Below are 25,592 nucleotides of genomic sequence, written 5' to 3' on the forward strand. Positions count from 1 at the left end.
TCGGCTCCTAGGCGTACCCAAAAACAACCCCACATCGAACGTCACCCCCATCCAATTACCCCCTCAGGTTGACGAACTATATAGGAACACCCCCCTCCTCACCCCGAAGCTTTCGGCCCGGTCAACAAGACAAAAAGAAAGCCGACCGCATCGAGCGATCGGCTTTGCAGATTCGCACCGCGAAAGTGGTGCGCGTTATTTTTAGCGTTCGAAACGGCGACGGAAGTTGTCCTCCATCTGACTGCCCATACCGTGGCCAAACCCGCCTGACTTGCCGGCACGCACAGTCTGCTTAGCAGAGCGTGGATTGCGGGAGCCACCGTTGACCTTGCCTCCACCATTGAGCATCCACACGGACGCGCCAAACATCACGAGGAATCCGACGACGCTCAGCGCAATGAACCACATGCTCTCAGATGCCAGGGCCACGCCTCCGATGAGAAGCACGATACCGACGACAACAAGTGCAATCCCACGGAGACTTAATCCGGGCTGTGCAGAGCTACCACGGGCGGCAGAGCGCATGGAAGAGCCAAACTTTGGATCATCAGCTTCCAATAGTCGCTCCATCTCAAGGAGCGTTTCCTTTTCCTTATCTGTCAGTGCCACGTGTCCTCCCTGGGAAGTGCGGTTAATGACCTGGATTCCGTGAGCTGCCGCACCCAGGCAGTGACGGCCTTACCTTGATCAGCGCAATACAGCTCATTGCATCCCTTCACTATGTACTAACGGACGAGCCCACGGAAATGTTCCCGCGCACCAATCTATATTTGTTCTATATTTGTCCGTTGCTTTTCATCTTACGGCCTATCAGGCTGCTACGGAAAGCCACCCCCGCTCCTGTTCCGCGAAATCAATAAATTCTTTTACGTCGCTCAACAGCTTCTGCACACAGTGGGCCGACACGTCGCTATCTACCCCGTGGAGAACCCGCGACCGCTTGGCAGAATAGGCCGCGAATGTCTTCGCCTGGCACACCCCCGCTTCATCAACTTCGGCCAGCTTTTGCCACACGCTCACCCCCGTGCGCTTGCGTTTTCTTACCCCCAGAGAGGTAATTCGCGCGCCGGCAATTCTCAACGCAGCCTGGTAGCCATATTCCAGGGCCTCAGCAGTGCCACCGGAGTGGAAAGCCTCAGTGGCGGCGGACAGCAGACCGTAAGCCTTATCAAGGAAAACGTCCTGTTCTCCTTTCTGTGCGCGTGCCCCAACCGTGGATGACACCACATGTCCAGCCATCGCCTCTGCCCCTTTCCGCTTTCCAACACCTTTGGATAACCGCTTATTACGTCTCTGACTCTAGAAAGGAGCATTCACACCCACACCGAAAATTAGCACATCTGTTCTAATTTGGCTCCAGGTGCTGGATATACCTCCAAGGATGCCGAGAAAGTGACACACTTGTGAAGTAAGAGAAAACGTTTGCAAGGAGACAACCATGTCGCATTCCCCACACTGGCCCACCAGCCTTGTGATGCGCGTAGTTTCCCTGCTTTCATCGGGAAAACAAGCCACTTCAGGCCCTATTTCCCCGCAAGTTACTTCGCTGACTGGTGAGCGCGAATCTAAAGGGAAAACCCGGGCCAGCTTCGCCAATTTCTCCGCACCAACGGCCACCCCACTACACACGCAAGAGCGTGATTCGCACGAGCCGGATCCGGATCGCAGTATCATCGTGCAGGTTTCCCGTGAGCGGTTCGTGGACAACGTGGAGCACTACGTCGATCTGTACATGGCGGCGATGAAGTATGACTCCCGCCTGCGGGCCTCGCGCATCGCAGCGTGGGAACACGATGCCACGTTGACGGGATTCGTCGCATTTGAAGCCGTCGACCCCGCGTTCCCGCAGTCCCCCATCGGTATTTGCTACGGTCACAACGCCGACGATGCGAGCTGGTGGCACCGGGAGATCGCCCGCGGCGTGATGTTTAGAAAGCCCACCGCCCTCGATGCCCCGCGCTTACTGCAAACCTACTTCGAGGTGTGCGAAATCCACGTGAAGGATTCGGCACAGTCCCACGGCATCGGCAGGAGGTTGCTCCGCCGGTTGCTCAGCGCTACGAACGCACCGTTCGCACTTCTTTCTACGCCTGAGGTTCCAGGCGAAAGCAACCGAGCGTTTTCGCTCTACCGCTCCTCGGAGTTCGGCTTCCAGGATCTCTTGCGGTCCTTCTACTTTTACGGCGATTACCGTCCGTTCGCAGTATTGTTCGCCCAGCTAGACACCGGGGCCCCCGGTGACACCGCAGCCCGCACCACCGCGGATACCAGACCTGCTACCCGCACCCGATCAACCACCGAACCTGACCGGGAAGTCAATTCCTGGCGGGGAGCCGAACCCGCCCAGCGCGGTGCCACCGGCGACACGCCCGCGTCTGGGAACCATTAGGAGCGCTAGAAAGCCTGGGGCTTTGTGCGGCAACACCCAATCGAGGCAGTCGCCTTGGGAGCTCGCCACAAAAGGTATCGTTACAGAGGAAAACAACGCGACTCCTCCAGGCAAGATGCCAAAGTAGCGGAGAACCGAGGAAACGCCTGCTCACCGGATGCGGTGCAGCGTGGCTGAGATGACCAAAGATGGGATAAGGAGAGCCCGTGACATTTGAACTGACCTCTATTCAAAAGGGCGTAACCGAGAATCTGCGCAGCTTTCTAGCTGCTAACCGGGAATCCGTCGATGTCATTGGCCCCCATGTCAAGGTGGCTGCCGACGCGCTTGCACAGTTTGTCATCTCCGGGGGCAAGCGCGTCCGCCCGCTCTACGCATGGGCCGGATACATCGGAGGCGGTGGCGACAAGGACAACGAGGCGGTCCAACGGGCCTGCTCCTCGCTGGAGTTTATCCAGGCGTGTGCACTCGTCCACGATGACATCATCGATGCGTCCGATACGCGGCGTGGCAACCCCACAGTGCATCGCACGATGGAGGCCTACCTCAACGGCAGCGACGAGTTCACCGGCTCGCCCGAGATGGCGGAGGAATTTGGCAGGTCAGTTGCCATCCTCATCGGTGACCTGGCGCTCGTGTGGGCCGAGGACATGTTCATGGAATCCGGCGTGCCGCTGGATCAGCTCATGCGTGCACGTCCCGCGTGGAAGGCGATGCGCGCGGAAGTCATTGGCGGCCAAATCCTAGACATCAGCGCGGAGGCCATGGGGGAAACAAGCTTCGATACCGCTCGCCGCGTCAATGTGTACAAGACAGCCTCATACACCATCGCTCGCCCGCTCCAGATCGGCGGCATGCTGGCTGGGGTTGATGAGGACACTCTGGAGGCGTATCGGGGCTACGGCCATAACCTGGGCATCGCGTTCCAGTTGCGCGATGATCTTCTCGGAGTTTTCGGCGATCCGCAGGTCACGGGTAAGCCCGCCGGCGATGATCTGCGCGAAGGCAAGAGGACGGAGCTCCTTGCGGCCGCCGTCGATCTCACACACGACACCGCCGACGCAGAATTCCTGCTCAACAAGGTCGGCGCAACAACCGATCCGCAGGAGATCGAGGTAATGGCAGAGATCATCCGCACGTCCGGCGCGGTGGATGTCATTGAGGAACGCATTGAAAACCTGCGGGATGAGGGGCTTCGCTACTTGCAAGGAGCCTCTATCTCCGCAGAAACCACCCGCATTTTGACGGAGCTGGCCGTGAAGACAACACAGCGGGCAAAATGACCGCGCACGCCTCCACCTCACTGCATTCGGCACCCACCATCACCGCAACCACGCCACGGGAGCCACAGCGAGAGCCCGCACTTGCGGAGAAATTCGTCACGGCACTGGCGCGCCGCCTCCCGGAGCCAACAAAGCTCGGAATGGTCGCAGCGCTTCTCATTGCGCTGGGCAGCTACGGCGCCGGGGCGATCCGCTACAAAGGTGGCGTTCTCCGCGCGCTCCACGCCGATTTTCTCTCCTACGGCCACGGTGCGTCGTTTTCCAACACGGTCATGTGGTGTGGCCTCATCCTCTTCGTTGGTGCATGGTGCATCGCGGGTCTCCGTCTGAATGAAGTGGACCTCAAGAAGACGGTGGTGGCCTGGGTGGCCCCGTTTGTGGTTGCGGCACCCATCCTGTCCCGCGACGTGTATTCCTACCTCATGCAGGGGGCGATGCTCCGTGACGGCTTCAACCCGTACAAGCAGGGGGCGGCGGTCAACCCCGGCCCCTACCTGCTGGAGGTATCCCACGACTGGCGCAACACCACCACACCGTATGGCCCGCTGCACCTGTGGCTCGGGGAGGGCGTGACATCCCTTGTCGGTGAGAATGTCACCGCCGGGGTGATCGTGTACAAGCTCATCTCCATCGCGGGGTTCGCCGCCATCGCGTGGTGTGTTCCCCGCATCGCGAGATCGATCGGCGGGGATCCTCGCCTCGCACTGTGGCTTGGGGTTCTCAATCCGGTCATGGTCTTCCACATGGTGGGCGGAATGCACAACGAGTCTGTCATGGTCGGTTTGGTAAGCATCGGACTGTATTGGGCGCTGAGGGAGCGGCCGGCGTGGATAGTTGCGGGTGTCGCCGTCATCTCCATCGCCGTCTCACTCAAGGCGACGGCGGTGATTGCCCTGCCCTTCGTCGTGTGGATCGCTGTTCGGACGATGAAGAAGCTGTGGGGTGTGCGCCCCGTGGTCGGGTTCTTCCTCTCCGGGTTTGTCCTGGCCGGTGAAACGCTCGCCACGCTGGCAGTGGTCACCGTCGCTTCGGGAACGAGCTGGGACTGGGTCTCCCAGGTCACTGGTAACTCGAAGGTCATCAACCCGCTCGCCCTCCCCTCACTCCTCGCCGGTTTCATCACCCCTGTTGGTAGGCTTTTCGACGCTGATTTCTCGTACAACCACACCCTCGACATACTGCGGACCGTGTCTAGCTTGGCGATGCTTGCAGGCCTGGTGGTGGCCTGGTGGCTGTTTAGGAAGTCCAAGCGCGCCAACATCGAGGGAACGATTGCCGCCTACGGCTCGCTCATGGTGTTCAACTCGGTGACTTTGCCGTGGTACTACGCGTCTCCGCTGTCGCTTATCGGCACCGTCCGCCCGCCACGCTGGCTCCTCGTTCTCACGATCGCCGCCTCGCTGACCATCAGCTTGGCCTTTGCTGGCTCGGGCAACCACCACCTTTACAACGGGTGGATCATGGTCCCGCTCATTACCGTGTCTTTTGTCATGGCCGTAGTAGTAGAGCGCTCGTATATCCGCACGCATCCGGAATTCGCACGCGGTCGAAACTAGCCTGGCAGACAGGGGTACCCACGTGGACGCCTCCGCGTATGCGCGCAACTTCTTGGTGCGCGCACAACTTTGTGGGGCGCACACGAGCCGTTCGTTCGAGGGGAATGCGTAACTTCGAGCCCCGTGCCCACACGCGGAGGCCGTCACGGAAACAGGACGTGTACAGATGGTGGGATGCGCTTCCCGGTACACACACGGAAGGCCATCACCCCAGTGAACAGGGCAAGAACTGGGAATTGGACCGTGCGCACGCGCGTGAGGGGTTACTGGTCGTGCCCGTACACTCCGCGAGGAACGATGATCGGGGAAGCAGATGCGGGGTCGTCCCACACCTCGGCACGCAGATCGTACACGTCCTTGAGCGCGTTGACGGTCATCACGTCCGCTGGAGAGCCGTCAGCGTAGACGTGCCCCTCTTTCAGCAGCACCACGCGATCAGAAAAGTGGCCCGCCAGGTGCAGATCGTGGAGGACCGAAATGACCACCTTCCCGGCCTGAGCCTGACGCTTGGCGATGCTGAGAATTTCCATCGCCCGGGCGGGATCAAGGTAGGTTGTCGGCTCGTCCAGCAGCAGGACCGGGGTGTCCTGGGCCAACACCATCGCCATCCACACCCGCTGCCGCTGGCCGCCGGAAAGAGTCTCGATGGACCGCTCAGCAAGCCCGCTGACCTCGGTCTCCTCCATCGCCTCAGCGATGATCCTTCGATCCGCCGCGCTCAGCCCTCGCAGAGGCGAGCGCCACGGGTGGCGGCCCCGCGAAACAAGTTCCACCACGCTCAGCCCATCCGGTGCGAACGGGTGTTGCGGCAGCATGGCCACAGTTTGTGCCAGCTTCTTCGGGCTTACATCCTGCAGGCTGGTTGCGTCGTATGTCACCGTGCCGGCTACCGGGGTGAGAAGGCGCGTGATCGACTTGAGCAGAGTCGACTTCCCGCATCCGTTGGGGCCGAGGAGCGTGGTGAACGTCCCTGCCTCCGCTGTGATGTCGATGTCCTTCACAACAATGTGATCGCCGTAGCCGGACGAGACGTGGTCGACGACGATTGCTTGTGAATCGTTCATCGGTTGCTCCTTTTCAGGTTGATGAGGAGGATGACGAGGGCGATCCCGCCAATGGCCGAGGTAATGATGCCAACAGGAACGGTAAACGGGAGGAATTCGGCGGCAACCTCGCACAGGCCCATGAGCGCCGCGCCGACAGCAGCAGAAACAAGCGGCGAGGCCAGCGGCGCGCGTGTAGCGATGCGTGCCAGATGAGGGGCGATGAGTGCAATGAACCCGATGGGTCCAACAATCGACACGACCACGCCGACACAACCAGTTGCTGCGATGATGAACCGGGCGCGCTCCGCGCCAGCGCGTACACCAAGGCCGGCAATCGTCGCGTCATCGTGCGAAAGAATGGGCAAGTTGTGGGCCCCAATGAGCCCCAACAGAAGGAACGGGATGACCCCCAGGATGAGACGCGGCAGATCCGGGGATCTCACCAGCCCAGTGGATCCTGACAGCCACACCTGGCTCGTCGCTGCGTCCCGAACGTCCGCAGTCAGGATGAGGTAGGACACAACGGCCTGCGTGAACAGGGCAACCGCAAACCCGATGAGGATGAGCCTGGTGACGTTCTTGATGCCGGCGATGCTGAGCACCGTGGCCACCGTCACAGCCGCTCCCACAAGAGCCCACGCTGTGGTGGAGGCCCCGCCTGAGTTGCCCAGTGATAAGGAGGCAACAGCACCCACTGCTGCTCCCCCGGATACGCCGATGACATCGGGGCTCGCCAGGGGGTTTCGGGTGACGGTTTGCGTCCACGAGCCGGAGATCCCGAGAACCGCGCCACTGACGATGGTGGCAATTGCGACGGGGAGGCGGAGGTCCCACACAACCAGAATCTGCTGGCTCGTACCGCCACCAAACAGGGTAGATAGCACCTCACCCGGGGAGAGCTTTGTTGCGCCGTGACCAAGGATGAGGAGGTACGTCACGCAGGCGAGGATTGCAAAGGCGATCCCCACTGCGACGGTACGCACCCGGCGGCGGCGTTGGACAGCCCACATTAGCGCGCCTCACCTCTCATCCCTGCGCGTTTAACCACCCAGATGAGGATGGGCGCGCCAACAATCGCCAGGATGATGGACATCTCTAGCTCGCTAGGTGCCACGATGACCCGGCCGACCATGTCCGCGATGAGCGTGATGAAGCCACCAGTTAGCACAACGGGTACCAGTGACGTGGTGAGCCCGGGACCGATGAGAAGTCGGACGATATGGGGCGCTGCAAAACCAACGAAGGCCACAGGCCCGACCGCCGCCGTCGCAGTTCCGGCAAGGATGACAATGCCCACCGCAGCAAGGAAAGCTGTAGCGACTGGCCGAGCTCCCAGCGTGGTGGCCGTCTCCTCCCCCATGGCTAGCAGGTCAAGCGGGCGTGCAACGGCGATGGCAATGATCGCCCCGATGATGAGGCCAACAAGGGCGACAACTATCTCGTCGCTGCCCCAGCCGAATGTGGACCCCACAGTCCACCGGCGGATGCCGTCGAGGACGCGGGTAGAGGAAATGGTCAGCAGCGAGGTCAGCGCGCTCAGAGCGGCGGTGACTCCCAGCCCAGAGAGAATGAGGGTCGTGGGATCGCCGGTGCCTCCGGCGGCCCTCGCTGCAAGCAAGACGATGACGGCGGCGACCGCTGCACCGATGAGCGCGAGGACGGAGATAGAGCCCATCGATTGTGCCGCCCCCAGGGTTAGACCAACGGAGACCGCGCACCCGGCACCGGAGGTGATGCCGATGAAACCTGGGCCAGCCAGCGGATTGCGTGTCCACGTTTGCGCAAGCGCGCCCGCCACGGCCAACGAAGCCCCGGTGAGCGTGGCCAGCACCGTTCTGGGAAGTCTCAGGTGATAGACGATGTGTGTCCACTCGAGCCCTGCATCGGGGCCCGCCATGATGGTTGCCATGACGGTTGATGCCGGCAGCGGCCGTAAACCGACAAAGAGAGAAAGCCCAGCGCTTACGGCCAGTAAGCACCACGATCACGGTGCTTACTGGCAGCCAGGACACCCGGCCACGACGACGGCGCCGGCGAGACGGCGCCGCAGGGACGGTCGAGGTATCGGTCTTCGCGCGCGTGTTGCTCACGCGGGTTTCTTTCTCACGTCGAGGTCCATCCTCATTTCCGCCTTACTGTCGCCACCTCCGCCAATTTTTTACATTTTGGGCCCGCTAGAGGTGGTAATTTCGGGGCACTCCGCCCTGCCAGGTCGGCCTTTTTTTGGCACGCTTTCTTTTCCACTCCAGCCGAGGCTCACACCAACCAGCTACCCCGTACCTCAGCGGTGTGTGGTGCCTCCTGTCTCGAGGGCCGCAGAAGAGTCCATTTCACTCTCCAGATGCTAGGCGAGAGAGCGGGCCTCACTCGACTCGTGTGCCGCACTGACCGTGACCACTCGAGCAGATTATGAGTAGGGGCTGTTGTTCCGCCTAGCTAATGGCTTTGTCAATGTTTTCCACGGCCCACGGAATGGTGAGCGGATTAGGGATGGACATGGCCGTACCGACGTTCTCAAAAAGGAAGATGACACGGTTTTCCTTCACCACATCGAGAGATTGGAACGTAGGATCCTGCTTGAGGGTGTCAGCTGCACCCTGGAAGTCCATGACGAAGAGGTAGTCAAGGCTATTGAGTTCCGAGTAGTTTTCCGGGGACAGCTCGCGGGAGTTGGCGGTCGCGTCGCCTTGCAGCTCCTTGGGGATGGTGTAGCCGATCGATTCGATGATTTGGCCACGTCCGTCGTTTGAGGTGTACAGCCCGAGTTTGCCGGCGAACGGCATGAGCACCGCTGCCTTCTAGCCCGCCGTCTCGGGGTGCTTCTTCTGAAACGAATCGAAGGACTCTTCCGCTTCCGAGATGAGCGAGTCTGCCTCATCGGCCCGATCCACGCCTGCAGCAATTTGCTTCACCTGGTCGCGCCACGGAATCTGCCAATTGGTGGCACCGTCGGGCTTCAAGGTGGTGGGCGCAATGTTCTGTAGAAGCTGGGCTGTGTCGCCGTCGATGGAGTGATTCACGGCAACGATACGCGTCGGGTTGACTCCCGCAATCTTCTCCGAGGCATCGGAGAAGATGCCCGACGCCGTGTCACTGAGTATTTCTGGCCTCGCGGGGCCGAGTGCATCCTCTGCCCACGGACCGACACCGGTGGTCCCAGGCACATCTTGGGCACCCCACGAGGCGATCATGCCGGGGGTAATTCCGAGCGCAAGGAGAGTATCCACGTCGCCCATTCACGGGGACACAACACACTGCTCTGTAGCCTCGGAGCTCGGTGCTTAACTGGTCGCATTCCCGTCTCCCCTGCTTCAACCGCTGAGTACGAGCGCGATCACCCCGAGCAGGACGATAATGGCAACGAGGATGTGTCGGCTGAGTCGTACTGTAGGCACTATAAGGATTCCTTTCAATATTTTGGTAAACTTATTTAGGTTTTACCTTGTAGTTAGGTTACCCTCATACACTGTTCTGGAACAGGCACCGCCGACTGCGGGGCAGGTGGCGTAGCTGCTGCACACTCTGGAAGCACTCACGTAAAGAGGAAAGAAGTGACCATTGACAAGGCACCGGCTCATTCCCGTCACGGAAGTCGCACGAGAGGCCATCGCACCGCGCAACATTAAGCTCACCCTTCACAAGACGGAATTTTCTCCCCTGTCCGGACCGGACGAATTTTTTGGCCTCCTCATGCCAGAGCTGGGGAAACCGTCCGCCCCGTTTGAGGTCGGCACTTCTAATATCCGCGCTGCTGTCGCGGGTCTTGACGCGAACATCCGGCTAGCGCTGCGCTGGTATACCTTCTTTGAGCTGGACGTGAGCAAGTGGCGAAGGCACGATGACGAAAACGGTCCGGCGCTATGCTCTCAAAACGTGGAGCATATCTCCGGACCAGGTGGAATTTGTTCCTTATTGGTTTTTGGGCCGCGCACGCCCCTAAGCAGCGCACACGAGTTCCTGGATGTTACCTTTCCAAGTAAACGAGCGCATCGCGTGCCGCGCCCCACCGTGACTACCGCACGATTCAGCGGATGCGCCGAGTAAAATTGAAAGGTAACTTCCTCGGCAGGAAAGTTAGAAAGCCATCGCCTGCGCGCGACGAAGCACCTCTCGTGCGAGGTGGCCGTGGAATGCGTCCACAGGCCGTCCCGGCAGGGTCTCATCTTCGGTGAAGAAATAACGCAGGATCTCTTCATCGTTGTAGCCACCGTCGGCGAGCACCGTGATCGCACCGGTGACGTGCTTGTTGAGCGTGTGATCGCCGTTAAAGAAGCGGGCCGGGATGCACAGTTTCTTGCCGTCTTTCACGGCAATCATCTTGTGCTCCTTCAAAAGCTGCTTGACTCGACTGAAAGGAACCCGAAGGAACTCCGCCACCTCATCGAGCGTGTAGAGTGGTTCGCCTTCCGGCAGGACGTTTTCAGAGACTGGTACTGAACTCACACTCATTAAACTACCTCATACTCACCCCTAAATGGCACGCAGGCACCGAAATACGCAATACTTGGAGCATGACTGGCCCACGCAATGGAGAACTACTCGACGACCGCTACCGCGTAGAGCGCCCTATCGCTCGCGGTGGCATGTCCACGGTGTACCGCTGCGTGGACACACGGCTCGGGCGCAACGTCGCGGCAAAGGTGCTGGCACCGGAGCTATCCGCGGACCCGGTCGCACGCTCGCACTTCAAGCGCGAAGCCCGGGCCATGGCGCAGCTCAGCCACCCCTGTTTGGTCAACGTGTACGACACCGGCTCGGACGGCGCCTACGACTTCCTCATCATGGAGCTCATCACCGGCGGCACGCTGCGCGAGCTCACCGCCGAGCGTGGTCCGATGCCCCCACACGCCGCCACCGCAGTCATGGTGCCGGTACTCACCGCGCTGGCCGTGGCTCACCGCGCGGGGATGGTGCACCGGGATGTGAAGCCGGACAACATCCTTATCAACGGCGACCACCAGGTCAAGCTGTCAGATTTCGGGCTTGTCAGGGCGGCTTCCACGTCGGTCACCGGTTCGCACAAGATCGCGGGCACCGTCGCCTACCTGTCACCTGAGCAGGTCACGGGCGAGCCCATCGGCCCCGCTTCCGACGTGTATTCCGCAGGGATCGTCCTGTTTGAGCTCCTCACGGGTCGCACCCCATTCGCTGGCGACGACGTGTACGAGCACGCCCGCGCCCGCGTCACTGGGATTGTTCCGCCCCCAAGTTCGCTTATCGACGGCGTCCCTACACTGTTCGATCATCTCATCGCCACTGCGACGGCTCGGGACCCACGAGAAAGGTTCACCGATGCCCAGGAGTTCCTCGACGCTCTCGAGGATGTCGCGCGAGAACTGCGACTGCCGGACTACGTGGTCCCTGTCCCCGAGAACACCGCGGCTCGCCGCGCGGGAGAAAACCTGACCCTGCCCACCGACGTACTCACCAGAGTCAACGATAGGGAGGACAGATCAACCACTGTCCTTCCTCCCTCATCCCAACAGTCCAGCCCTCAAGAGACGGCGATCCTTCCCACAACCAGGCCTGCGGCCCCTCCGGCTGCAGGCGTAAGTGGCGTTGTCGGAGGGGCAGCCACTGCTGTCGGTGCTGGTACTGCAGCTCTTGGCAGTGCGGCTGTGGCTGGAGCCACAGCCGCGGGAAGAGCCACAGCCGCAGGAGACATCGCCTCGCACGCCGGGTCTGAATCGCTTGCTAGCTACGTGCACGCGGCCGACCCCACTCGGCGTTACGATCTGGAACCCGACCGCGGCGAACGCGAGAGGGACGAACAGCAGGCAATTGAAACCGCTGCATACGGCCGCAGCCAGTCCCCGGAAACGCAGAGCTACGGCCAGCAACGGGCTCCGGAGACTCAGGTGTACGACAGCACCCGTTTCTATGACCAGGACCGGGGATACCCCGAGGCCGACGCAGACTACGCGTACGGAAGGCCTGTTGAAAATCAGGGGCAGAGCGTTCCGGCAGAATACGACGCACCACGCACCCCCGATGAGCTCACGGAAAAGCCGGTGAAACAGGTGACCAACCGCTCCACTGGGAAGTTCATCACGTGGTTTATTGTGGTAATCCTCCTCGCCGCTGCCGTCGGCGTGGGTGGCTGGTGGTTCGGCTCAGGCCGCTACGGGGAACTGCCTGACATCACTGGGCTCAGCCAACAGGAAGCCTTTGTGCGGATCGATAACGCCGGCTTCGAGCCCGCGGTTGTCGAGGTGTACAACAACGACATTCCCAAGGGCGACGCGGTGGGCACCGACCCCGCCACCGGGCAGCGCGCCGTGCGAGGGCGCTCCGTCGCGTTGCTCGTCTCCCTGGGGAGACCAACCGTGCCGGCGATCCCGGCCTCCGGGTCGTTGGCCGATTTTGAAGCTGCTCTCAAGGAACGTACGTTCACCCCGGTCACCGGCGACGCCGTGTACTCAGACACGGTACCCAAAGGAAGCGTGGCCGCCAGCTCCCCCGCACCGGGACAGGTAGCACCGGTGGGAACCGTGGTCACAGTCAGCCTCTCGCAAGGCAAGAAGCCTGTCTCCATCCCGGAGCTTGTGGGCAAGAAACTCGATGATGCCATCAAAGCACTGGAAAAGGCCGGCCTCAAGGCCGGTGAGACCACCAAAAAGTTCTCCTCCACTGTCCCCGGCGGCTCGGTCATCTCCAGTTCCCCCGGGGAAAACGAGACAGTGGAATCCGGGGATTCCGTCAACCTCCTCGTATCCAACGCGCTCACCGTGCCCGACGTGAAGGGCGCGAGCGTCACCGAGGCGCTGGCCACCCTCCGCGAGGCCGGGTTTGTCGGCCACGCCGACTCGAACTCCGGGACGGTTGCCGCCGTCTACCCCTCCCCCGGCACGCTCGTTGAACCTAGCGATAACAAGGTGGACCTCGTCGTCTCCGACAAGGTGACAATCCCCGACCTCACCGGGTGGACCCGCGAGGAAATCGACCGCAGGCTGCGGGAGCTGGGGCTGTCAGCCACGCTGCGCGGCAACGCCAACGGGACCGCCTACCGGCAACAGCCCTCGGCACACACGACGGTTGATAAAAATGACACCCTCCGGGTGTGGTTGAAGTAACCGCACCGGGAGGGCGTCGACAAGTAAAAAACCGGAACCGAGACTAGCGGTGGTTGCGCAGCATCTCAGCCACGAGGAACGAGAGTTCTAAAGACTGCTGGGTGTTGAGGCGGGGGTCGCACGCGGACTCGTAACGACCAGGAAGATCAACATCCGTGATGTCCTCCGCACCGCCGAGGCACTCAGTGACATCCTCGCCGGTCAGCTCGATGTGAATGCCACCGGGGTGCGTGCCCAGCTGGCGGTGCACCTCAAAGAAGCCCTGCACCTCATCGATGACCTTGTCAAAGTGGCGCGTCTTGTACCCGTTGGACGAGGTGAACGTGTTGCCGTGCATCGGATCGGACTGCCAGATGACCTTGTGTCCACTGTCCTCCACCGCCTTGACAATGCCGGGGAGAACCTTACGCACGTTTTCGTACCCCATCCGGGCAACCATGGTGAGGTGGCCCGGCTCGAAGTTGGGATCCAACCGATCCGCGTACTGCACGGCCTCCTCGGGGGTGCAGCTCGGCCCGATCTTGATGCCCACGGGGTTGGCGATGAGGCGCGCGAACGCCACGTGGAAATCCTCCAGGCCACGCGTGCGCTCCCCCACCCACAGCTGGTGGGCCGAGAGATCGAAAAGCTCAAGCTCGCCGGTTTCAGGGTTAGTGGACAGGCGCAGCATGGCGCGCTCGTAATCCACCAACAGCGCCTCATGGGAACAGAAGATATCGGCTGCATTGAGCGTGGTATCGGACACGCCACAGGCATCCATGAAGTTAAGGCCGTGCTCGATCTCCATCGCCAGCGCCTCGTAGCGGGCACCGGCGGGCGAATTCTGCACGAACTCGCGGTTCCACTCGTGCAGGCGGTGCAAGTCGGCCGTGCCCGAATGGGTCAGCGCGCGAATGAGGTTCATCGCCGCCGAGGCGTTGGCGTACGCGCGAATCATGCGCGCTGGATCGTGCCTACGCGCCTCAGGGGTGGCCTCGATCCCGTTGACAATATCGCCGCGGTAGTTGGGCAGCCCGTTGGCATCCAGGTCACTGGAACGGGGCTTGGCGTACTGGCCGGCGATGCGGCCCATCTTCACCACGGGCGTGGAGGCACCATAGGTGAGCACCACGGCCATCTGAAGAATAGTCTTAATATTTGCCTTGATGTGGGGCTCTGTGTTCGTCTCGAACGTCTCGGCACAGTCACCGCCCTGGAGAAGGAAGGCCCTCCCCAAAGCGACATCCCGCAGTTGAGCCTTGAGCTTACGGATCTCGGGTGCCACCACCACCGGCGGAACCGACTCCAAAATCTTGCGCACGTTTGACGCGTCGCGGGTATCCCAGGTCGGCTGCTGCTTGGCAGGCCGGCTGATGACATCGTCAAACCGTTCCCTCAAACCCTCAGGCAGCGGAGGAAGATCTGGCAACTCATCTACTGGGAGATCTACTGTCCAACTCATTCATTAATTCTTAGCACGTCGAAGCCTTTACTACCACTTACCCTTGGAATGGGTGCCCACCTCCGGATGGCGTGGCCCTAGACGGCAGAGTTGCCGTTGGACAACGGGAGGACGGCCATGCACGTGGCAAACTTCGCCTTATTGTGCCGAGCATCCACGAGCGCGTTGTGGTTTCCCTGCGGCACCTCGGGCAGCCGGGGCCGGCCCGCCATCTCCCAGTACTGCTTCAGCTCGTAGGTAAACCGTGGCATGTCCTGGGGAAGATCCTTCATTTCTCCGAACAGCTGCGCCAACACAACGTGGTCATAGTCGCCCACCCACGCCCACAGATGGGGACGGGTGCCGTCTGTGTGGAGGAATTTGTGCACCTCATCGGTGATTTGACGCAAGGGCTTCCACACGTCGCTCTCGCGCGGAGGAAGCTTGGGGAGCACCTGGGTGCGCACGAAATGACCGGCTCGGGTGCCGTCAAACTCCGTGGAGACGGCGTAGTACTCACGCCCGTCCTCAGCAACGATTCCGATGGAAATCAACTCGATTGTTGAACCATCTTCTATAAATTCTGTGTCATAAAAATAGCGCACGCAGTGGTTGTCCAGATTCTGCAGTGGCCACGGACGGAAAACCTACTCATAAACCAAGCCGTGACCTTTAACTTATCTCTTCCCGTCCCAATGTAATCTGTGTGGCAATCCCCCGCCCGTTTTGTGACGCAGCACACAATGAAATGGGGGTGCGCGAACCCGGCGCGGATGCTACAACACGCACGCTCCGGGCCAGTTGGCTCGCACCCCTCAAGGCCCCCCGAAACGGCCGCAGCACGGACACCGCTACCCTGTAAGAAATGTGGCTAGGCGCCCGGCTCCGCGCCCTCCGGGTATCCCTTCCCTGCTGCCAGGGACTTCTTTACGTCCGCCGCATAAACATCGACGTACTCCGCGCCGACGGCATCGGCCAGGACATGCATGATGTGATCCACCACGGCACGCTGAGCCTCGTAGCTTCCGGGCTCCAACCCACGCGCGGATGCGAACGCATCGGCATCGATCGGCTCGCACACGACGACCTCCACCTTGGTTGGGCGCAGGAACCACGAGCCGATGGGGTTTGCACGCCCCGACCCCTTCATCGCGATGGGGATAATCTGCTCGCCGGTTTCGAAGGCGATCTTGGCCACGCCGCGCTTGCCGCGGTACACGCGACCATCGGGACTGCGGGTGCCTTCGGGGTAGATGCCGAAGAGGTCGCCCTTTGCTAGCACACCGCGTGCCGCGTCCACGGCGGCATCCGTAGCGGTGGATGACTCCCGATCCACCGGGATCTGCCCCACCGAGGTGAAAAACCACCGCTGGATCTTGCCCACCAGGCCCTCACCCGTGAAGTACTCCTTCTTTGCCAAGAAAGTGATCTGGCGCGGGCACAACAGCGGCAGGAAGAACGAATCCACAACGGACTGGTGCGAGGAAGCAAGGATAGCGGGACCCGTGTTCGGAATCCGCTCAGCGTGGTAGATCTTCGGCCGGTTGTACACGTACAAAAACGGCCCCAGCACACCCTTAAACAGCGAATACCACTTGTTATGCATGAAAAATCCTCACCAGGTCTATCCAGACCAATAATCATTTAGCACTGTTATTGCACCACGCTGCGCGCGAGGTCGGATACCCCGATCATACCTGCCGACGATCCCAATTCTGCGGTCTTCAGCCGAGCAACTTTCCGGTACCCCGCCCCCACGATGGACGAGGCATACGCATCCTGCGCCTTATCCAGATACAACGCCGCCTCATCGGCGACTCCGCCAGCGATGACAATCAACTCTGGATCCAGCACGTCAGAGACGATGGACAGGCCGTGCCCGAGCCACATGGCAAAGTTATTCACCACGGCAACCGCGGCGGGGTCGCCCCTCTTCGCCGCCGCCATGATCACGCGCCCAGTGAGCTTTTCCGGCTCATCGTAGTAGGTTCGAGCAAGCTCGGAATCCTCAAATTGGGCGCACCCAATCACCTCGCGGGCCGTATCTTCCAGCGCGGTCCCCGAACAGTACCGCTCGAGACACCCGCTCTTGCCACAGGAGCAGGGGCGCCCTCCGGGCACCACCACGAGGTGGCCGAATTCCGGCGCCACGCCGAACGCGCCCCGATAGATCTCGCCATCCACCATGAGCGTGGCTCCGATGCCCGTACCGATGGCAAACAGCACCCACACGCGCGACTGCATGGCGGCGCCAAACCGGTACTCGCCCCAGGCCGCGGAATTGGCATCGTGCTCAATGCGCACCGGCATGTGGAGCTGCTCCTCCAGGCGCGCCCGTACCGGCGCGTTGCGCCACGGGACGTGCGGACCGTAGGACACCGTTTCCAGATCCGGATCGATGAACCCGGCGATGGCCAGACCACACGCCTTCACGTCCCAGGATCGACGGAGCTTATTGGCCACGTGGACGATGCCGCGCTCCATGTGATCCTCCGAGGACGGGGTAGGGATCTGGGCGGAATCGAGAATATTTCCGTTGGCATCCACCACCGCCCCACGCAGGTTCGTTCCCCCAATATCGAAGCCGAGCGTGAGCGGAGTCTTCTTACTCCTCAAGGGTGGACCTCCAAACTTCAAAAAAATCTGTCACCATCCGGCCCCACTGACGCCGAGGCACAAGCCGGGATTCCTCCCGTCGGCGCCTCAAAAATCGATGTGACCTGTGTGAAAATTCATATTATAGCGCGAGAACGCCACGGGCGATGTCACCTATAATTTCCCAACTCCACGTCTCCTCCACGTATTCCCTGCCTGCTTGCCCCATCGAGGCACGCAGCCCCGGGTTGGAAAACAGCTCATCCAGCTGTACCTGCAGTTCTACGGGGCTGTGGGCTACATAGGCGGAGTCAGGTGTCACCGTTTCCGGCGCCCCGCCCGAGGCCCCGGCGATCACGGGAATGCCACAGGCTTGCGCCTCCAAATAGACGATTCCTAGCCCCTCCACGTCCAGTCCGTGCAACCGGGTGCGCGCCGGCATGGCGAAGACGTCGGCAGCCCTGAGGTAGTCAACCATCTGCACCTCACTCACACGGCCCGTAAACGTCACGGGAAGGCCCGTGGCGAGGCTCCTCAGGCGTTCCCCGTCCGGTCCCTCCCCTACGATCACAAGGCGGACGGGATGGCGCTCACGGAGCTTGTCGACGCTTCGGATGAGCCAATCCTGGCCCTTGCGCCGCACGAGCCGAGACACGCACACCACCCACAGTTCCCCCGGGTGCTCTAGATACGCCGGTGGGGGCGCCGGAGTGAACCGGTGAATATCCACGCCCGACGGCATCCGCACGTACTGTGCATGAGGGCTCATCGCGGGCTTCAGCTTCGCGTGCGTGTAGCTGGAAATGTACGTCACAACATCACACTGGGCCGTAATCGATTCAATGAGCTGCTTCCCTAGGGGCAGCATGGTCCAGCCGATCTCGTGGCCGTGCGTGGAGGCAACAATTTTCCTGGCACCTGCGCGCCTGGCAACGGGGGCGAGGAGACCAAGCGGGGCCGCTGCACCGAACCAGACAACATCAATCTGGTAGACCTTAATGATTCGTGCCATTGTGCGCGCCACCGAGGGCGTGGGAAGCAACACCCGCTGGGGTAGCCGATGGACGACGTAGTCCACGCCCTGATCGTAAAGGCGCGCTGCGGCCGTGTCCTGCGTTGAACACAGCACGTGGGTGAAGGCGGGATCGAGCAGCGAAACAAAATCGCGAACGTAGCTTTGGATCCCACCAATGGTGGGCGGGAAATCGTTAGTGACTACAAGAACTGAAGACATCGACCCTGCTAGTAGCGGCGGTAGCCGTAGATTGGGGCGCTATCCAGCGGTACCACTTGCACCGGGATACCGTAGTCGGAGGCGTGCACGATCATGCCGTTGCCGGCGTACATGCCCACGTGGCTTGCCCCCGCGTAATAGCCCACGATATCCCCGGGCTGGAGCTCCTCCCGCGAGATCGGCGTGCCACCGGCCATCTGGGCGCTCGAGGTGCGCGGAATGGTTATGCCCTGCTGTTGGTACGCCCAGTACATGAGGCCAGAGCAGTCAAAGGCTGAGGGGCCAATCGCTCCCCACTCGTAGGGCGAGCCGATCTTGCTCATCGCCGCCTCAAGCGCGGACATTCCGAGCGGGTTCGTGCCGGTGAGTCCCTCGATGGAGTAGTGGACGGGGCCGTCCTTCTCTATCCACACCTGCCTATCCGCAGGGCTGAGGGCATCCACGCGGGCGCGGATCTCGTCCGTACGGGACTTGAGTTCCTCCCGCTCCTTTTCTAGGTCTTGCTGCTTCTTCCGCAGCTGTTCAATTTCGAAGCGGGCGGTAACCTCGGCTGACTCAACATCGGCGAACTCGTCCGCGGCGATACGGGTCTCCTTGGCCGCAGCACGCGCCTGCGCTTCCGCGTTATCGCGCAGCGCGTTGAGGAAGGAGCGCTTCTCAATGACCTGCTGCGGGTTTTCGGAAATCCACAGCTTGGACACGATGTCTCCGTTGCCCACCTTGAACCGGGTGCGTGCGACCTCGTTGACAGCCTCCCGCTTGCGGTTGGCCTCGGCCTGCAGTTGCTCGGCCCTGGCACGCGCCTCGTTCCTCTTGGCTTGGCGCTCGTCCATCCGCTGCTGTTCCTCGTCGAGCGAGATCTGGGTCGCCTCGATTTGCTCGTTGTGCGCCTCGACATCCCTCGAGGTTGCCTCGAGCTCGTCGATGATCTGCTGCACATCAGCAGGATCGGCCGCTGCTTGTGGTGTGTTGAGGGGCGGGAAGGCCATGACGCCGCCAAGGACAACGGCCGTGATGCGCGTGGCGATGCTCCCACGGGCCGTGCCCGCAGTGCGCTTTGTAGCCCTATGACGGCCGGAGACGTGCTTTGATCCCCGTCCGATGGACACTGTGCCTGCCCCGGCTTCCCGGAGCTCCCCTACGCGAACCACTCTCACCGTTTCTTTCTTCCCTTAAACCGCGACGGCGGTCACCCTGACAGACTCACGAAATTCTAGCCTGAACCACGTCGCCATCGCATCGCGCGACGTAAACACCTCAATACAGGACAAACTATATACGTGCTCCCGCCGCCGATTAATCTCCTTACCCCCAAAACTATTTCCTCATACGAAAAGTGCTGCCATCAGCTCACTCTTGTTAACTTCTGTGATGTATGTGGCGCTAATTGCACAATTACTCATCCGCCATCAAACCATCGATTGACCTCACCAGCAGACGCACCCTCCACCACTCCAGCGTTCCCGAAAGACCTGCAACGGCGACGCGTAGCCCGTTGGCAGCCCCACGCACCCCTTTAGCTCATAGCAAAACGCCCACCCACATTCAGTGGGCGGGCGCTAGAAGATTGTGCGGCGCTTAGAAGCGAACTGCAGAGTGGAACGGCATGTAGTCCATGGACGTCTCAGACAGTGGCGTGCCGTAGTTGAGAGCATGGATGACGGTGCCGTGTCCGGTGTAGATGCCCACGTGAGATGCACCGGAGTAGAAGGCGATAATGTCGCCGGCCTGAAGCTCGTCGCGGGAGACGCGCTGACCCTGAGCTGCCTGCGCGTAGGAGGTACGCGGGATCTGCTTGCCAACCTGTGCGTAGGCCCAGGTGGTCAGACCGGAGCAATCGAAAGCGTTCGGGCCGGTAGCGCCGTACTGGTACGGCGAGCCGATCTTGCTGGCAGCGGCGTCGACGATCTGGTTACCCACGGGCTTAGCCTCGGGAACTGCCGGCGCGTTGACGTTTGCAGAGTAATCAACGGTAGCGGCCTGCCGGTTCAGCGAGGGCACCCAATCGGTAATGCCCGGCACCTGGTTGATGTTCGGAATGTTCTCCAGGCCCTGAACCTCGAAAGTGATGTTGCTGTTAGGCACGGTAACCTGAGCGGCAGTTGCAGGCTGGGCGATAACGGCGGTTGCGCCGACGGCCAGTGCCGAAGCTGCTGAGCCGTAACGGACAGCATTATTCGAGGCCTTAGTGTGCTTACCCACGGATGTTTCTCCAAATTTCTCTTGGGCCCACCAGACGTGCCACAATTAGTGCGACGATCAAATTAATCCGTCCGGCTTGTGGCGAGAAACAAGAATCGGTTTCACCGTTTTCTTCTCCTCAACCACGGGGGCTTCGGTTCGTTTGGCGCAAAGTGGAAAGGGGGAACCCAAACCAACAAAACGCTTTGGTCTCAATTAGGTTACAAAATGGTCACAAACAACCGCAACCCAACACGCTGACAGCGCAGTTTTCGCTCTTTCACACTCCCGCCAGAGCCCGTTTTCCCGCCTTATTCACACACGTACCTCACACCCCAGATATCACTTCCACCCCCGCCCACCAGAGGTTTTAAGGATCTAACCCCCTTTCAGTGGTTATATCCAAACGCCCCCATTTTGTGAGCTGGAATATATTGTTTTTGAAGTGTTAGGATTATCACTTGAGCCGAATTTCGGTAACATTCCGTTACATCCCATCTCCTACGGCTCCCTTTTTATCCAAGATTTCCGCGTCTGCGCGCCTGATCTTCTCTAGTGACGCTTTCTCCCGATCCACATTTACACAACTACTCGTCCCACTCCTCCGTCTCTTTCTCACCACATCCCGGGGGCTACCCTCTGGCCTCTAACCGCCAATGCGTAGAAAGGCCTCCTGCGTCATCTGGAGATGCCCCAGGAGCCTATACAGCCAATGCTCGGCACCACCGTGCCCGAACATAGCGACGCAAGCTTCCTTCAACCCCACTGTCTCATGCAACGCGCGCACCCTCCCTGTAAACCAGCCTGCTTCCGGGACGTTGGTCGCCTGCAACCGAAAGGTCCCCCGCAAACCAGCTCCGGCAGCGCTCCGCTCGGCCATGTGTCGCGCTCTGGTGCCTCTGGCGTCCTACGCAGTGCCTCGATGCTCCGGGTATGGCAAGAGCCCCCACCATCTGGATGATGATGAGGGCTCTCGGCCAGTCTATGAACTAGCTGTGTGCCAAGCGCTACAGCTTACTTCGAGTCGCCGCGGCGAAGCTGATTGCGAGAGTCGCCTTCCTCGGCGGCCTTGCGGGTCAGCTCGGTGAGAGTCTCGAACTTCTCACGCTCGTTGGCTTCCTCGATCTCGTATGCCTTGTTTGCGATCTCCGGCTTGTCGGCCTTCAACCAGCTGCCTCGGCCCGGACGGCCGGAGTAACCCAGTTGGCTTGCACGCTTCGGCACAGCAGCGCCCTGGTACTCCAGCGGGATCTGGTGACCGTGCTCGTCGGTCGGTCCGAGCGGCTGGTGCAGCTCGACGAACCCACCTTCGGGGGTCTGGTAGATAACGCCGGTCTCGACGCCATGCTCCAGAACCTTACGGTCAGAGCGCTGCAAACCGATGCAAATACGGTAGGTAACGAAGTAGATGATCGGAGGCAGAACCACAAACCCGATGCGGCCGAACCACGTCATGGCGTTGAGCGAAATCTGCGCGAAGTGAGCGAACAGATCGTTAGCGCCGGACAGGGTCATGAGGAACCAAGCCGCGATGGCGACCACGCCGAGCGAGGTGCGCACCGGAACGTCGCGAGGACGCTGCAGGATGTTGTGGTGAGCGTCGTCCCCGGTGAAGGCCTTCTCAATCCACGGGTAGCAGAAGAGAACGACAACAAGGAGACCGGCGACCACTGCCACCCAGAACACTGCCGGGATGGTGTAGCTACCGAGGTACAGCTCCCACGGCGGCATAATACGTGCCAGACCATCAGTCCACAGCATGTAAATATCAGGCTGCGAACCAGCGGACACCTGGGACGGGTTGTACGGCCCAAGGTTCCAAATCGGGTTGATGGTGAAGATACCTGCGAAGAGCGCGAGAACACCGAAGGTGAACAGGCCCATCGAGATAGCCTTCGTGCCGAACACGGGGAGAATGCGAACGCCGATGACGTTGTTCTCCGTACGGCCGGGGCCCGGGTACTGCGTGTGCTTCTGGAACCAGACCAGCGCGACGTGAGCCGCGATGAGGGCGAGAATGATGCCCGGCACGAGCAGTACGTGAGCGATGTAGAAGCGGTCCAGCATCAGGTCGGACGGGAAGTCGCCACCGAAGATGAACCAGTGAGTCCACGTACCGATAATCGGAAGGGACAGGATAATCGCAGACATGATGCGCAGGCCCACGCCGGAGAGCAGGTCATCCGGGAGGGAGTAACCCATGAAGCCTTCAACCATGCAGAGGAGCAACAGGGTGACACCGATGAGCCAGTTTGCCTCACGCGGGCGACGGAACGCGCCGGTGAAGAAGATGCGGAACATGTGGACGAAGATCGCAACGCTGAACAGGACTGCTGCCCAGTGGTGCATCTGGCGGATGAACAGACCGCCGCGAACCTCGAAGGAGAGGTTCAGAGCCGTCTCGTAGGCACGAGACATTTCCACGCCGTTGAGGGGCGCGTACGCACCGTCGTAGATAACCTTCGTGATTGAAGGATCGAAGAAGAGTGCGAGGTAGATACCAGTCAGGAGCAGGACGATGAACGCGTAAAGCGCGATCTCGCCGAGCATGAACGACCAGTGTGTTGGGAACACCTTATTGATGTTCGTGCGGATAAACCCTGCTGCACCGTAGCGTTCGTCGACGTTACGAGCACGGGTAGCTAGCTTGTTACTCATGACTCACGCTCCCAGAAGGCCGGGCCAACCGGCTCGCTGAAGTTCCTCGTTGCAACGAGGTAGCCTTCCTCATCTACCGTGATGGGCAGCTGAGGCAGGGCACGTGCGGCGGGGCCGAAAACGGGCTTGCCGTAGTGCAAGGCATCGAATTGTGACTGGTGGCAGGGGCACAGGATGCGGTTGGTCTGAGCCTCGTAGAGGGAGGTCGGGCAACCGATGTGCGTGCAGATCTTGGAGTAGGCGTAGTAATCACCGAAGTGGTAATCCTCCTGCCCCTCGCGCTCCACGACGCGGTTGGCGTCCTGGCTGCGCAAACGGATCAGCATGACGGCGTTACGCGGGCCGTGAATCGAGTGCATATGCTGCTCGTACACGTCCTTGGTCTTGTCGCCGTGGCGGATTACAGCCTCAGGAAGGAGCGGGAAGACCGTCTCCATACCGCCAGCTGCCAGATCCTCCGGACGAACGCGAACGAGGCGGGCCAGACCGTTGGTGTGGTAGTTTCCGTTCTCGTCCTTCTCCGCGGTGATACCCGTGTCGCGGCCGAGGTAGATCTTGTCCACGCCAGGAGTATCGAGCAGCGTCCAACCGGACGTCCACAGAGTGCCGTCGCCCTGGATGCCGAGCTTGCCCGGCTTCCACGGGTTCTTGATCATGCCACCGAGCGGGGCGATGATCGAAATACCTGCCAGCACCGCGCCGGTGCCGAAGAGACCCTTGAGCACTTTACGACGACCGAGGGAGGAGGTCTCCCACGAATCGTTGAGGAGTGCGGTCAGCGTGCGCTGATCAATTTCATCCGACGGGCCATCGTGGCGCTCCTGCACCGCGATCTCCTCGGGGATGAAGCGCTTGATGTACAGAGCGCAAGCGATTGCCAGGGAGATGATGGACAGACCCATCGTCACGCCGAGAAGCGGCGTGTAGAAAGTGTACCACCACATGCCTTCCTGGCCGAGGCCCTTGTACTCCCAGGGCCAGAACAGGTACACAGCCAAGAAGGCCAGTGCACACACAATGCCCAGAACCAGCCAGAAGCCAACGGTTCCTACCGCGCGCTTTTCAGCCGGATCGTTCGGGATGGGGAAGCGCTCCTTGCGGTAAGCAATGGTAACGCCGTCCATCTCGGTGCCGAGACGGGCGAGATCTTCCTGGGACATGTTCTTCAGTTCCTCGGAAGTGTACTTTTTATCTACTGCGTGACTCATGAGCGGCTTCCAATCCACATCGTGAAGCAGACAAGAACGGTGATGCCGACAATCCACATCATCATGCCCTCAGTCACCGGGCCGAGACCGCCGATGGTCCAGCCGCCGGGGTTCGGGGTTTCCTTAGCTGCCTTAACGTAAGCGATAATGTCCTTCTTCTCGTTCTCGCTCAGCTGGCGATCGGAGAACTTGGGCATGTTCTGGGGACCGGTGAGCATTGCCTGGTACAGCTCCTGCTCATTAGCAGGGTCCAAACCAGGAGCGTACTTACCGGAGGAAAGCGCTCCGCCACGACCAGTGAAGTTGTGGCAGGACGCACAGTTCATGCGGAACAGCTCGGAACCGCGTGCAACATCCTCGGGATGGATCTCGCCGTCAACTGTCGAGGCACCACGGAGAGAATCCATTGCAATGGTTCCATCCTCGTTGCGCTTCAACTCAGGGCCACCGCCGTTGGCGGCAACAAAGGCAGAGAGAGCCATCGTCTGAGTTTCATTGAATTTCGCGGGCTTGCGGGCAGCCTGTGCCTCGTTACGCATCATCGGCATACGACCAGAGTGAACCTGGAAGTAGACGGCGCCTTCGCCGACACCGATGAGCGACGGACCGCGATCCTGGACACCCTGGAGGTTCGCGCCGTGGCAGTACACACAGGAGGTCTCGTAAAGGGATTTACCCTCTACGATGAGAGCCTGGTTGTCCTGCTTAGCTGTAGCAACCTGAGCGTCGGGAGTAAGGGCACTGGCCAAAAAACCAGCGCTGGTGAGACCGACGGTCAAAGCGAGTCCGCCAGCAGCGGTTCGCCTCATCTTCCGACGGCCCCTAACCTTTTTCGCCTTTTCGGCGGCGGTGGCCACCGATTCGGCGTTTCGTGGTGTGGTATCCATCATTTCCCTTTTAACTCGTATGGAAAGTGAATGGCTGTAGGCCGACATTGTGCCTCCCCAGT

At 60.8% G+C, this 25,592-nt stretch carries 22 protein-coding genes; 4 read left to right on the top strand and 18 right to left on the bottom strand.

The features are described 5' to 3' along the window. Positions 1 to 201 precede the first annotated feature (201 nt). Positions 202 to 609: a DUF3040 domain-containing protein gene (locus HMPREF1219_RS04665; protein WP_016457734.1), complete on the bottom strand. Its 408-nt coding sequence runs from the start codon at positions 607 to 609 to the stop codon at positions 202 to 204. Positions 610 to 810: 201 nt separating this feature from the next. Then, positions 811 to 1,239, bottom strand: a complete 429-nt coding sequence (locus HMPREF1219_RS04670; protein WP_016457735.1) for an SAV_6107 family HEPN domain-containing protein — start codon at positions 1,237 to 1,239, stop codon at positions 811 to 813. A 436-nt stretch (positions 1,240 to 1,675) separates the two neighbouring features. On the opposite strand from HMPREF1219_RS04670, the gene HMPREF1219_RS12440 reads away from it, so the two are divergent. From HMPREF1219_RS12440 to HMPREF1219_RS04685, 3 genes are all read left to right on the top strand, one after another. Further along, a complete protein-coding gene (locus HMPREF1219_RS12440) occupies positions 1,676 to 2,389 on the top strand; it encodes an N-acetyltransferase (protein WP_211212606.1) in 714 nt (237 codons plus the stop codon). A gap of 206 nt (positions 2,390 to 2,595) precedes the next feature. Next, positions 2,596 to 3,672 (top strand): polyprenyl synthetase family protein, encoded by a 1,077-nt coding sequence (locus HMPREF1219_RS04680; protein WP_016457737.1) that lies wholly within the window; start codon positions 2,596 to 2,598, stop codon positions 3,670 to 3,672. Beyond that, on the top strand, positions 3,669 to 5,228 hold the full coding sequence (locus tag HMPREF1219_RS04685) for an alpha-(1->6)-mannopyranosyltransferase A (RefSeq protein ID WP_016457738.1): 1,560 nt from the start codon (positions 3,669 to 3,671) through the stop codon (positions 5,226 to 5,228). The genes HMPREF1219_RS04680 and HMPREF1219_RS04685 overlap by 4 nt, the downstream gene beginning before the upstream one ends. Before the next feature lie 263 nt (positions 5,229 to 5,491). Here HMPREF1219_RS04685 and HMPREF1219_RS04690 read toward each other — a convergent pair whose 3' ends face one another. From HMPREF1219_RS04690 to HMPREF1219_RS04715, 6 genes are all read right to left on the bottom strand, one after another. Next, positions 5,492 to 6,292 (bottom strand): ABC transporter ATP-binding protein, encoded by an 801-nt coding sequence (locus HMPREF1219_RS04690; protein WP_016457739.1) that lies wholly within the window; start codon positions 6,290 to 6,292, stop codon positions 5,492 to 5,494. Next, the gene (locus HMPREF1219_RS04695; protein WP_016457740.1) at positions 6,289 to 7,284 is read right to left on the bottom strand and encodes a FecCD family ABC transporter permease; all 996 of its coding nucleotides are present in this window, start codon (positions 7,282 to 7,284) and stop codon (positions 6,289 to 6,291) included. The genes HMPREF1219_RS04690 and HMPREF1219_RS04695 overlap by 4 nt, the downstream gene beginning before the upstream one ends. After that, positions 7,284 to 8,246 (bottom strand): FecCD family ABC transporter permease, encoded by a 963-nt coding sequence (locus HMPREF1219_RS04700; protein ID WP_084594644.1) that lies wholly within the window; start codon positions 8,244 to 8,246, stop codon positions 7,284 to 7,286. Before HMPREF1219_RS04700 ends, HMPREF1219_RS04695 begins: the two co-directional genes overlap by 1 nt. 460 nt (positions 8,247 to 8,706) lie before the next feature. Further along, on the bottom strand, positions 8,707 to 9,057 hold the full coding sequence (locus HMPREF1219_RS13380) for an ABC transporter substrate-binding protein (RefSeq protein WP_342662166.1): 351 nt from the start codon (positions 9,055 to 9,057) through the stop codon (positions 8,707 to 8,709). A 15-nt stretch (positions 9,058 to 9,072) separates the two neighbouring features. After that, positions 9,073 to 9,501: an ABC transporter substrate-binding protein gene (locus HMPREF1219_RS13385; RefSeq protein ID WP_342662167.1), complete on the bottom strand. Its 429-nt coding sequence runs from the start codon at positions 9,499 to 9,501 to the stop codon at positions 9,073 to 9,075. A gap of 847 nt (positions 9,502 to 10,348) precedes the next feature. Further along, positions 10,349 to 10,723 carry an Rv2175c family DNA-binding protein gene (locus HMPREF1219_RS04715; protein WP_016457744.1) on the bottom strand — a complete coding sequence of 125 codons (375 nt, stop codon included), beginning with the start codon at positions 10,721 to 10,723 and terminating at the stop codon, positions 10,349 to 10,351. Between the two features lie 62 nt (positions 10,724 to 10,785). On the opposite strand from HMPREF1219_RS04715, the gene HMPREF1219_RS12445 reads away from it, so the two are divergent. Beyond that, complete coding sequence (locus HMPREF1219_RS12445; protein WP_016457745.1) at positions 10,786 to 13,347, top strand: PASTA domain-containing protein; 2,562 nt, start codon at positions 10,786 to 10,788, stop codon at positions 13,345 to 13,347. Positions 13,348 to 13,390: 43 nt separating this feature from the next. Here HMPREF1219_RS12445 and HMPREF1219_RS04725 read toward each other — a convergent pair whose 3' ends face one another. The 10 genes from HMPREF1219_RS04725 to qcrC form a co-directional block, all read right to left on the bottom strand. Beyond that, on the bottom strand, positions 13,391 to 14,788 hold the full coding sequence (locus HMPREF1219_RS04725; RefSeq protein WP_040426914.1) for a class II 3-deoxy-7-phosphoheptulonate synthase: 1,398 nt from the start codon (positions 14,786 to 14,788) through the stop codon (positions 13,391 to 13,393). A 77-nt stretch (positions 14,789 to 14,865) separates the two neighbouring features. Continuing rightward, positions 14,866 to 15,372, bottom strand: a complete 507-nt coding sequence (locus tag HMPREF1219_RS04730) for a polyadenylate-specific 3'-exoribonuclease AS (protein WP_016457747.1) — start codon at positions 15,370 to 15,372, stop codon at positions 14,866 to 14,868. A 266-nt stretch (positions 15,373 to 15,638) separates the two neighbouring features. Next, a complete protein-coding gene (locus HMPREF1219_RS04735; RefSeq protein WP_016457748.1) occupies positions 15,639 to 16,373 on the bottom strand; it encodes a lysophospholipid acyltransferase family protein in 735 nt (244 codons plus the stop codon). Positions 16,374 to 16,420: 47 nt separating this feature from the next. Continuing rightward, positions 16,421 to 17,383: an ROK family protein gene (locus tag HMPREF1219_RS04740; protein ID WP_016457749.1), complete on the bottom strand. Its 963-nt coding sequence runs from the start codon at positions 17,381 to 17,383 to the stop codon at positions 16,421 to 16,423. Between the two features lie 121 nt (positions 17,384 to 17,504). Further along, the gene (locus tag HMPREF1219_RS04745) at positions 17,505 to 18,596 is read right to left on the bottom strand and encodes a glycosyltransferase family 4 protein (protein WP_016457750.1); all 1,092 of its coding nucleotides are present in this window, start codon (positions 18,594 to 18,596) and stop codon (positions 17,505 to 17,507) included. 8 nt (positions 18,597 to 18,604) lie between these two features. Continuing rightward, complete coding sequence (locus HMPREF1219_RS04750) at positions 18,605 to 19,747, bottom strand: C40 family peptidase (RefSeq protein ID WP_245554392.1); 1,143 nt, start codon at positions 19,745 to 19,747, stop codon at positions 18,605 to 18,607. 427 nt (positions 19,748 to 20,174) lie between these two features. After that, positions 20,175 to 20,798 carry a C40 family peptidase gene (locus HMPREF1219_RS04755; RefSeq protein ID WP_016457752.1) on the bottom strand — a complete coding sequence of 208 codons (624 nt, stop codon included), beginning with the start codon at positions 20,796 to 20,798 and terminating at the stop codon, positions 20,175 to 20,177. A 993-nt stretch (positions 20,799 to 21,791) separates the two neighbouring features. Beyond that, positions 21,792 to 23,435 carry a cytochrome bc1 complex cytochrome b subunit gene (gene qcrB / locus HMPREF1219_RS04765; RefSeq protein WP_016457754.1) on the bottom strand — a complete coding sequence of 548 codons (1,644 nt, stop codon included), beginning with the start codon at positions 23,433 to 23,435 and terminating at the stop codon, positions 21,792 to 21,794. Continuing rightward, entirely contained in the window at positions 23,432 to 24,643 is a 1,212-nt protein-coding gene (qcrA, locus tag HMPREF1219_RS04770; RefSeq protein WP_016457755.1) for a cytochrome bc1 complex Rieske iron-sulfur subunit, read from the bottom strand. The genes qcrB and qcrA overlap by 4 nt, the downstream gene beginning before the upstream one ends. Next, a complete protein-coding gene (gene qcrC / locus HMPREF1219_RS04775) occupies positions 24,640 to 25,533 on the bottom strand; it encodes a cytochrome bc1 complex diheme cytochrome c subunit (RefSeq protein ID WP_084594646.1) in 894 nt (297 codons plus the stop codon). The genes qcrA and qcrC overlap by 4 nt, the downstream gene beginning before the upstream one ends. Positions 25,534 to 25,592 lie beyond the last annotated feature (59 nt).

Origin of the sequence: Corynebacterium pyruviciproducens ATCC BAA-1742, from assembly GCF_000411375.1 — a bacterium.
GTDB classification, from domain to species: Bacteria; Actinomycetota; Actinomycetes; order Mycobacteriales; family Mycobacteriaceae; genus Corynebacterium; species Corynebacterium pyruviciproducens.